The following is a 6,800-nucleotide window of genomic DNA, read 5'->3' on the forward strand; positions in this document are numbered from 1 at the left end:
GAACGAGCGGTCATGACGGCTGACGGGACGACAGCGGGCGGGATGGGCGCTCGGCGGCGCGAGGCCGCGCTCGATCTGCTCGCCGGCGCGCTCGCCATGGCGGCGGCTCCCCTTCTCGCCGGCGGCGTCCGGCCGGCGGCAGCGGGATGGCTGCTCTGCATCGTCCTCGCCGCCCTCGCCTTTCCCGCCGCTCTGCGCACGTTCGACCTCGACCGCGGCCTCTGGTGCTTCGCCTCACCAGGCGAACTCGCCCGGGTCGCCCTCGCGGCCGGCCTTTCCGTCCTCGCCGTGGCCGTGGCCGCGGCCGCGCTGCCGGCGGGGCTGACGCCTCTGCCGCGCCCGCAGCCCCTGATCCCGCTGGCGTTCGTGCAGTGGCTCGTCCTCGTCGCCCTCGCCTGCGGCGCCCGGCTTGCTGCCGCCGCGGCCCGCCCGAGCGCGCCCGCGGTACCGCACCGGGACTGGGCGCCGATCCTCCTCGTCGGCGCCGGCGAGGGCGCCTTCGGGCTGATCCGACTCCTGCGCGCGGGCCCGCCCGCGCTGCCATGGACGGTCGCCGGCATCCTCGCCGACGATCCCGCCGCCCGTGGCCGCACGCTCCACGACGTGCCGGTCCTGGGCCGCAGCGACGAGCTGCCCGAGGTCGCGGCCCGGCTCGCCGTACACGGCGTGCCGCTCGCCATGCTGGTGCTGAGCCCCGGTGCCGGCCTCGACGAGGGCGCTCTTGTGCGGCTACGCGAGACGGCGGCCCGGCTCGACCTGCCGGTGCTCGACGCCGGCGGCTTTCTCCGGCTCCACGCCGCCCGGCTGCGGCAAGGCGCGGCCCGGCCGGTCCAGCGGCCCGGCTTCTCCGGCAAGCGGCTCGCCGATATCGTGCTCGCCGCCTGCCTGCTCGTCCTCGCCCTGCCCGTGCTCCTGCTCGTGGCGGGCCTGGTCGCGGCCTGCCACGGCCGGCCGGTCCTGTTCGGCCAGATGCGCCCCGGCTACGCCATGCGCCCGATCCGGGTGCTGAAGTTCCGCACCATGCGCTTCGCCTGCTCGCCCGCGGGCGAGCAGGCGCCGGACGCGGCGCGCCTCACCGTTCTGGGTCGCATTTTGCGACGCACCCGGCTCGACGAGCTGCCGCAGCTCTGGAACGTGCTCAAAGGCGACATGTCGCTGATCGGACCGCGGCCGCTCCTGCCCAGGGACCTGCCGGCGGTGGCGGAGCTGCTGTCCGAGCGCTTCTCGGTGCGGCCGGGGATCACCGGCCTCGCCCAGATCAGCGGCGGCGACCGGCTCTCGCCCGAGGAGAAGCTCGCCTTCGATCTCTGGTACGTCCGTCATCACGGCCTGCGCCTCGACCTCGAGATCGCGCTCCTGACGCTCTGGACCATGCTGGCCGGCGACCGCGACCGGTTCGGGGGCGCCGGCCCCGCTCTCGCCGGCGGCCCGGACACCGGCAGGAAGGGCTGACCCGCCATGACCACGACCCGTTTCGATCCCGCCCGGGTGGCGGTGGCCCAACTCGGCGCGCGCATGCACTACGCCGTGCCGCGCCTGCTCCATGCCGCCGGGCGGCTCGAGCGGCTGTTCACCGACTCTTACGCCGGCGACAAGCCGCGGCTCGCGCGCGCGCTCGCGGCCTTGCCGCGGCCTCTGCGGCCGCGCGCGCTCGCGCGCTGGCTCGGCCGCAACGAGCCGGCCCTGCCGGGCGGCAAGGTGACGAGCTTCGAGCTCCTGGGCCTCGCCTGCGCCGCGAGGAAGGCCGGCGCCCGGAACGACGCGGCGCGGTTCCGGCTCTGGGCGGAGGAGGCCGCCCGCTTCAACGCCGCCGTCCTGGCCCACGGCCTGGGTGCTGCCGGGACCGTCTGGGGCTACAGCAGCGCCGCGCTCGAGCTGTTCGCGGCGGCAGCGGCCGAAGGCCGGCGCTGCGTGCTCGAGCAGGTGATCCTGCCGTCGCGGCTTCAGGCCAGGCTGCTCGCGGCCGAGGCCGCGCGCTGGCCCGGCTGGCAGGAGGTCGAGAGCACCATCGCGGGCCTTCTCCGCCACGCCGAGCGCGAGGCGGAGGAATGGCGGCTCGCGACCCGGGTCGTCGCCGGCTCGGCCTTCGTCGTCGAAGGACTCGCGAGCCTGGGCGTCGATCCCGGCAAATGCCGCATCGTGCCCTACGGGGTCGATTCCGGCCGCTTCCGCCGCCGGCCCGTCCCTCGCCCGCGGCGGCCGGGCGAGCCCTTGCGGGTCCTGTTCGCGGGCGAGGTCGGCCTGCGCAAGGGCGCGCCCTATCTCCTCGAGGCGCTGCGCCGGCTCGGGCCGGGCCGCGTCCAGGGGCGCTTCGCCGGAACGGTGGCGCTGAAGCCCGAAAGGCTCGCCCCCTACCACGAGGTGGCGGCGTTCCTGGGCCCCGTCCCGCGCCCCGGCATGATCGCCCTCTACGACTGGGCCGACGTCTTCGTCCTCCCTTCTTTGTTCGAGGGCTCGGCCACGGTGACCTACGAGGCGCTCGCCTGCGGTGTGCCGGTGGTCTGCACGCCGGCCACCGGCTCGATCGTGCGGGCGGGCGTCGACGGCGCCATCGTGCCCGCGGGCTCGCTCGAGGCTCTCGCCGCCGTCCTGGCGGCGCTGGCCGACGGCGATCTCGCCTTCCCCGCCCCCGGCCGGGACCATCCCCTGGGCGACCTCGACGCTTACGGCCGGGGCCTGCTCGCGGTTCTCGACGAGCTCGTTCCGGGAGCGGCCCCTTGATCCTCGCCACCCTGCCCCTCACCACCCTGCAAGGCGCGGCCTGGCTCTTCCTCGTCCTCGTCGCCGTCCTCTACGGGCTTCTCGCCCTGTGGCGGCCGGTCCAGATGCTGGCGGCACCGCTCCTCGTCGCCGTCGGCATGATCGCGGTCGGCATATGCGGCCTTCTCGGCGAGCCCGCCTGGGCGGTGGCGCGCTTCATGAGGCCCGATCACTACGATCTCTACCTCCTGCTCTCGATCCTGGACACGGCGGCGTTCGTGCTGGGCTTCGAGGCGCTGCGCCATCTGCCGCTCCGCGCCCGCGGCGAGGCGCGCGATCCACCGCGACGGCTCCTGCGCCTCTGGGCCGTCGTCGTGGTCGCGGCTGGCTTTCTCGCCCAGACCGTCTTCGTGCTGCGCTCCGGCGGCTTCGCCGCCTTCTACGCCTCGCAGCACGGCACGGCCGGGGCCTGGGAGGAGACCTCGGCCTATCTCTATCTCCTGCCCCTGGCCCTCTTTCCGGCGCTCTACCTCCTCCTCGCCGACCGCCGGCACCGGCCCGGGCGCGCCGCGCCGCAGGGTCGGATCGCGGGCCTCCTCGCGCTCCTGGTCCTGGCCTTCCTCCTGTTCCAGGGCATCGTGTTCGGCAACCGGGCCGACATGATCCGGCTCGCCCTGATCTTCGCCGCCCTGTTCCTCCTGCTCCGCGAGCCGGGCCATGCCGACCTTCTCAAGGCGGGCCTCCTCGCGCTTCTCGGCATCGCCGCCGTCGCCGTCCTGCCGCTCCTGCGCGACGCGCTCCATCTCGGCGCCGAGGTCGGGATGGCGGAAGCGCTCGCCAACGCCACCGAGATCCATCCCGACGTCACCGGCAACACGCTCTACTTCGCCGCCGCCATCGTCGGCGTCGCCGACGCCAGGGGGGTGACGGACGGAGGCTTCGCCTGGCTCTACCCCTTCGTCGGCATGATCCCGCGCGCGCTCTGGCCGGAAAAGCCCTATGGCGCCGAATGGTCGATCAACTACGAGGCGCTGCTCGCCCCCTTCGTCGACTGGGAGCTGGCGCCGGGCTCGGCGCCGACCGGCATCGCCGACGCGTTCTTACGCTTCGGCTGGTTCTCGCCGCTGGCATGGCTCGTGCTGGGGACGATCGGCGGCCGGCTGTGGCGGCGCACCCTGGAGCGGCGGACCATCCTCGCCGTCGGCGGCCTGATCGGCTACCTGCTCGCTCTGGTCTACGTCGTCCTGCAGGATTTCCCGGCCGCCTTCTACCAGTGGCTGTTCTTCGTGGCCCCTTTGGGCGGGCTCGCCCTGCTGGAGCGCCTCGCGGCGGTCCTCGGCACCACCCCGGCCGCGAGCGCGGCCATACGCGCGCAGGAGGCGAGCGAACATGACGGGAAAGCAGGTCGGCCGGGTGGTCGTGGCCTTCGAGCGGTTCGGCCCCTACCACTGTGCCCGGCTCGAGGCGGCGGCCCGGGCCGGGATCGACCTCATCGGCCTCGAGATCTCGACCGTGGACCGGACCTATGCCTGGGCGCCGGTGCCGGACGCGCACGGCTTCGAGCGGCGCACGCTGCTTTCCGGCCGTGATCCGGCGACGGTCCCGCGCCGCGAGCTCGAAGCCGCCTTCGGCCGGACGCTGGGCGAGGAGCCGATCGCGGCCGTGGCAGTGCCCGGCTGGTCCTCGCGCAGCGCCCTCGCCCTCCTGCGCTGGGCGCGGGAGCGCGCGATCCCGGCGATCCTGATGTCGGAGAGCACGGCCGCGGACGCGCCGCGCCGGGCCTTGAAGGAGCTGGTCAAGCGCCGCCTGCTCCGCCATTTCGCCGCCGCCCTGGTCGGCGGCGCGCCGCAGCGCCGCTACCTGCTCGAGCTGGGCTTTCCGGGAACGCGGATCTTCCTGGGCTACGACGCGGTCGACAACGCGCATTTCGCCCGCGGCACCCTGGCGGCGGCGCGGGCCGGGCGGCCGCCCTTCTTCCTCGCCTCCTGCCGCTTCGTCCCGCAGAAGAACCTCCTCGGCCTGCTCGAGGCCTATGCCCGCTACCGGCGGCTCGCCGGCGATGCCGCTTGGGATCTCGTGATCCTGGGCGACGGCGCGCTCGCCCCCGAGCTCGAGGCCCGCCGCGCCCGGCTCGGCCTCGTGGCCAGCGTGCATCTTCCGGGCTTTCGCCAGTACGACGAGCTGCCTTCCTGGTACGGCCGGGCCAGCGCCTTCGTCCTGCCCAGCACGTCCGAGCCCTGGGGCCTCGTCGTCAACGAGGCCATGGCGAGCGGCCTGCCGGTCCTGGTCTCGCGCCGCTGCGGCTGCGCCGTCGACCTCGTCGCCGAGGGCCGTAACGGCTTCACCTTCGACCCGCACGACGTCGTCGGCCTCGCCATCCTCCTGCACCGGCTCGCCCACGGCGGGCTCGATCTCGCCGCCATGGGTGCGGCGAGCCGGGCGATCGTCGCGCGCTGGGGGGTGGAGCGCTTCGCGCAGGGCCTCGCCGGCGCGCTCGCGGCAGCGGCGGGGGCGCCGCCGCGGCGGCCGGATGCGATCGCGCGCGGCCTGCTCGCCGGGCTCGTCCGGCCATGAGGATCGCTCTCATCACGGCCCAGCTCTCGTTCCGCCGCATGGCCGGGGTGTGGAGCACGGTGACGGCGCTCGCCGAAGCGCTGTGCCACGGTGCCGTCGACTGCCGGGTGCTCGGCCTTGCCGACCCCGCCGCGGCCGAGCCGCCGCTGGCGGCGCTGCCGTTCCCGGCCACCGCCTGCCGGGTGCGCGGGCCTTCGGCCTTCGGCTACGCGCCCGATCTCCTGCCGGCGCTCGCGGCGACCGATCCCGACCTCGTCCATCTGCACGGGCTCTGGACCTTCCCGTCCCTGGTGGCACGGCGTTGGAGCGAGGCCAGAAGGCGGCCGCGGCTGGTCTCGGTCCACGGCATGCTCGAGCCCTGGGCGCTGCGCCGCTCGGCCTGGAAGAAGCGCCTCGCCCGCCTGCTCTACGAGGACCGCAATCTCGCGGGTGCCGCCTGCCTGCATGCCGCGAACCTGGCCGAGCTGCGGGCGATCCGGGCTCTCGGTCTCAGGAACCCGGTCGCGGTGGTGCCGAACGGCGTCGCCCTGCCGGCGGCGGACCGCGCGCCGCCGCCCCCCGCCTGGCGGCGGGAGCTGCCGGAAGGGGCGAAGGCGCTCCTGTTCCTCGGCCGGCTGCATCCCAAGAAGGGCCTCTTCGAGCTCGTCGAAGGCTGGGGCCGGCTGCGCCCGGCCGAGCGCGGCGGCTGGCACCTCGTCGTCGCCGGCTGGGACGAGGCGGGCCTGGTCTCCCGGCTCGCGGCCCGCGCGGCGGCGCTCGGGATCGCCGATCGGGTGCGCTTCGTCGGCCCGCAGCTCGGTGCCGCCAAGGCGGCGAGCTTCGCCCACGCCGACGGCTTCGTCCTCCCTTCGTTCAGCGAGGGCATGCCGGTGGCGGTGCTGGAGGCCTGGGCGCACGGCCTGCCGGTGGTGATGACCCCGGCCTGCAACCTGGGGGTGGGCTTCGCCGCCGGCGCAGCGCTCGCCACCGAACCCGAGCCCGCGGCGCTCGCGCGGACGCTTGCCGCGTTCGCGGCCCTGCCCGCGGCGCGGCGGCGCGCCATGGGGGCTGCCGGCCGCCGCCTCGTCGCCGAGCGCTTCACCTGGGAGCGCGCCGCCGCCGCCATGCGCGCGGTCTACGGCTGGCTCTTGAGCGGCGGCACGCCGCCGTCCTGCGTGACCATCGGCTGAGGACGGGCCGAAGCTCACGCGGGCGCCGCCGGGCCGGCTTTCCGGCGGGACCTGCGCCGCGAGGGGGCTCCCGCCCTTTCCCGGCGCCGCGTCGCGCAGCGGAGCGCCGGGATCGGCGGTGTGGTGCCCCGGCGGGGCGACGGCCTCATGCAGGCCATGTCCGGCATCGCCGAGAGCACGGTCGCCCGGCGGGGCGAGGACATGGACGAGGGCGTGACCGCCTTCTCGTCTCCCGGCAGCGTCGTGGGAAGAGCCGCGCCGACCCGCTCCATCGAGCCCGCCTTCCTCGCAGGGCCACTTCCGCCTGTCGTCGGAAGAGCGGCTTCGTCGGTCGTCCGACAGCCGACCGGCGCGGCC

The 6,800-nt window shown here is 75.4% G+C and carries 5 protein-coding genes and 1 pseudogene; all 6 read left to right on the forward strand.

From position 1 onward, the window contains the following. The first annotated feature begins 12 nt into the window (after positions 1 to 12). Positions 13 to 1,452, forward strand: a complete 1,440-nt coding sequence (locus tag U1T56_RS23220) for a sugar transferase (protein WP_418161896.1) — start codon at positions 13 to 15, stop codon at positions 1,450 to 1,452. A 6-nt stretch (positions 1,453 to 1,458) separates the two neighbouring features. Then, positions 1,459 to 2,721 (forward strand): glycosyltransferase family 4 protein, encoded by a 1,263-nt coding sequence (locus U1T56_RS23225; protein ID WP_418161897.1) that lies wholly within the window; start codon positions 1,459 to 1,461, stop codon positions 2,719 to 2,721. Further along, complete coding sequence (locus U1T56_RS23230; RefSeq protein WP_418161898.1) at positions 2,718 to 4,289, forward strand: hypothetical protein; 1,572 nt, start codon at positions 2,718 to 2,720, stop codon at positions 4,287 to 4,289. Before U1T56_RS23225 ends, U1T56_RS23230 begins: the two co-directional genes overlap by 4 nt. Positions 4,290 to 4,443: 154 nt before the next feature. Next, positions 4,444 to 5,274 (forward strand): glycosyltransferase, encoded by an 831-nt coding sequence (locus U1T56_RS23235; protein ID WP_418161900.1) that lies wholly within the window; start codon positions 4,444 to 4,446, stop codon positions 5,272 to 5,274. After that, on the forward strand, positions 5,271 to 6,443 hold the full coding sequence (locus U1T56_RS23240) for a glycosyltransferase (protein ID WP_418161899.1): 1,173 nt from the start codon (positions 5,271 to 5,273) through the stop codon (positions 6,441 to 6,443). The genes U1T56_RS23235 and U1T56_RS23240 overlap by 4 nt, the downstream gene beginning before the upstream one ends. A 120-nt stretch (positions 6,444 to 6,563) precedes the next feature. Next, a pseudogene (locus U1T56_RS23245) lies at positions 6,564 to 6,800 on the forward strand (hypothetical protein); the annotation flags it as partial.

Source organism: Benzoatithermus flavus, assembly GCF_037908215.1.
Taxonomy (GTDB): Bacteria; Pseudomonadota; Alphaproteobacteria; order Geminicoccales; family Geminicoccaceae; genus Benzoatithermus; species Benzoatithermus flavus.

Coding starts and splice junctions, on each gene's coding strand:
- U1T56_RS23220 (WP_418161896.1), top strand. CDS start 13: ATGACGGCTGACGGGACGACAGCGGGCGGGATGGGCGCTCGGCGGCGC.
- U1T56_RS23225 (WP_418161897.1), top strand. CDS start 1,459: ATGACCACGACCCGTTTCGATCCCGCCCGGGTGGCGGTGGCCCAACTC.
- U1T56_RS23235 (WP_418161900.1), top strand. CDS start 4,444: ATGTCGGAGAGCACGGCCGCGGACGCGCCGCGCCGGGCCTTGAAGGAG.
- U1T56_RS23240 (WP_418161899.1), top strand. CDS start 5,271: ATGAGGATCGCTCTCATCACGGCCCAGCTCTCGTTCCGCCGCATGGCC.